Here is a 1789-nt window from a genome sequence, read left to right on the forward strand (position 1 = left end):
GAAAAAAATCCTAAGAGCGATTAGAAACCGACAGCCATCCAACCTATGGTTTCTTTTGTATGTCCTCCATCTGACAGAGCCTGCCTTGGACCACCCCGAACTAATTCGTTCATTTTGAACTTAAAGCCCTTCGTGGTTACATCTGCGATCCTGACACCAGGGGTATCTGCTCCATTAAAGGTTTGAACCATTGGAATCACGATCACATCTGAGCCTTCCCGAAATGGCTCTGCGAAGAACACTTCTTTAAATGTGCTTGTGTCATTATTTGTTGTTTCCACTGGGCCTGGTGAACACAGCTCAATAATGCCTGCTTGAATCGACGCATGAGCTGGGGTAGCAATGAGTACCAGTGCAGCCATCAAAGACATCAAAAAAATCGCAACTCGCTTCATAATTTCCTCCTTAAAATGTGAAATGAGAAAAGCGAAAGAAGTCTTTTAGAGTTAACCTTGCTAAGAGTATCGTGAGCAGAACTGACACTGCCCATGTAATTTTGGCATGTTTTATTAAAAAAAAAACGCAGAAATTGTTAAGTTATTGTTGCGTAATTACTAATCACTCTAACAATAAATGAATAATCATTAAGCTACTCTAAGATCTCAGTGCCCTGTGAAAATCTGTCCCTACTCCCGAGGTCTAATGGTTGAATGAGCAACCAGGGTAAACCTTAAGGGATAGCGGTTTGCAACCTGGGCTAATTACAATACCAAAAAATAACCAAAAAATAGTCAGTTGCAGCAAATCTCAACATGTCAGAGGATACAGATACCAAGTCAGACTCAGGGCAAACCCCGCTCTCCGCTTGGCGTGCCCAAGAACTACAACGACTCCGCAATAGTTTAAGAAGGGGACAACAACCGATGGCCGAGTGGCAAGGGGGAACCTTAGCGGTTTCTGCTGTCCCTGGTGCTGGTAAATCTACTGGCATGGCAAAAGCTGCAGCAATTGCGATCGCAAATTACCAACTCCATAGCAGATATCAATTGCTGGTAGTCACCTTCACTCGCTCTGCCGCTGCCAGTATAAGAGCTAAAATCCGCGATGACCTAAAAACCCTTAAGGTCCCACAAAATAGTTTTGTAGTCTATACCTTACATGGTTTAGCCCTCTACATTGCTAACCGTCATCCAGAATTATCGGGATTGAATCTAGACAGTAGTACTCTAGTAACTCCAAATCAAAGTCATCGCTTAATCCGTGCTTGTGTGGAACAGTGGATTGCTAATTATCCACGCCGGTATCTGACCTTGCTCGAAGGTCGAAGCTTTGATGGAGAAGAAACAGAACGGTTGCGCCGACAATCCGTATTGCGAACGGAAGTTTTACCTAACCTGGCCTACACCGTTATCCATGAAGCCAAAAGTTCTGGATTATTACCAGCAGATTTGTGGCACCTCAGTGAACAGACAACCGATGAATATGGGATATTAGCGATCGCAGCAGGACTGTATCAACAGTATCAAACCATAGTGCGATCGCGTGAATTCATCGACTACGACGACATGATTCTAGCTGCGCTGAGAGTGCTAGAAAACGATGCCATCCGTCAGCTCTGGCAAAATCAATTTTTTGCCGTCTTTGAAGACGAAGCCCAAGATTCCACACCCTTACAATACCGACTCTTGCAAACCCTAGCCACATTGCCAGCTACTTCCGAACCAAACCTTCAACCTTCAACCTCCCAACCTTCAACCTCCCAACCTTCAACCTCCCAACCTTCAACCTCCCAACCTTCAACCTCTCAACCTTCAACCTTCCAACCTTCAACCTCCCAACCTTCAACCTC

The 1789-nt window shown here is 44.8% G+C and carries 2 protein-coding genes; one reads left to right on the forward strand and one right to left on the reverse strand.

Features of this window, described 5'->3' with window-relative positions; genetic code table 11:
- Positions 1-20: 20 nt before the first annotated feature.
- Positions 21-395, reverse strand: a complete 375-nt coding sequence (locus F6K20_RS36905) for a hypothetical protein (protein ID WP_009149334.1) — start codon at positions 393-395, stop codon at positions 21-23.
- A 357-nt stretch (positions 396-752) separates the two neighbouring features.
- Between F6K20_RS36905 and F6K20_RS36910 the strand changes: the two genes are divergently transcribed.
- Positions 753-1789, forward strand: a 1037-nt coding sequence (locus tag F6K20_RS36910) for a UvrD-helicase domain-containing protein (RefSeq protein WP_287298184.1), incomplete at its 3' end; no start/stop codon positions are given.

The organism is Moorena sp. SIO2C4, from assembly GCF_010672485.1.
Lineage (GTDB): Bacteria > Cyanobacteriota > Cyanobacteriia > Cyanobacteriales > Coleofasciculaceae > Moorena > Moorena producens.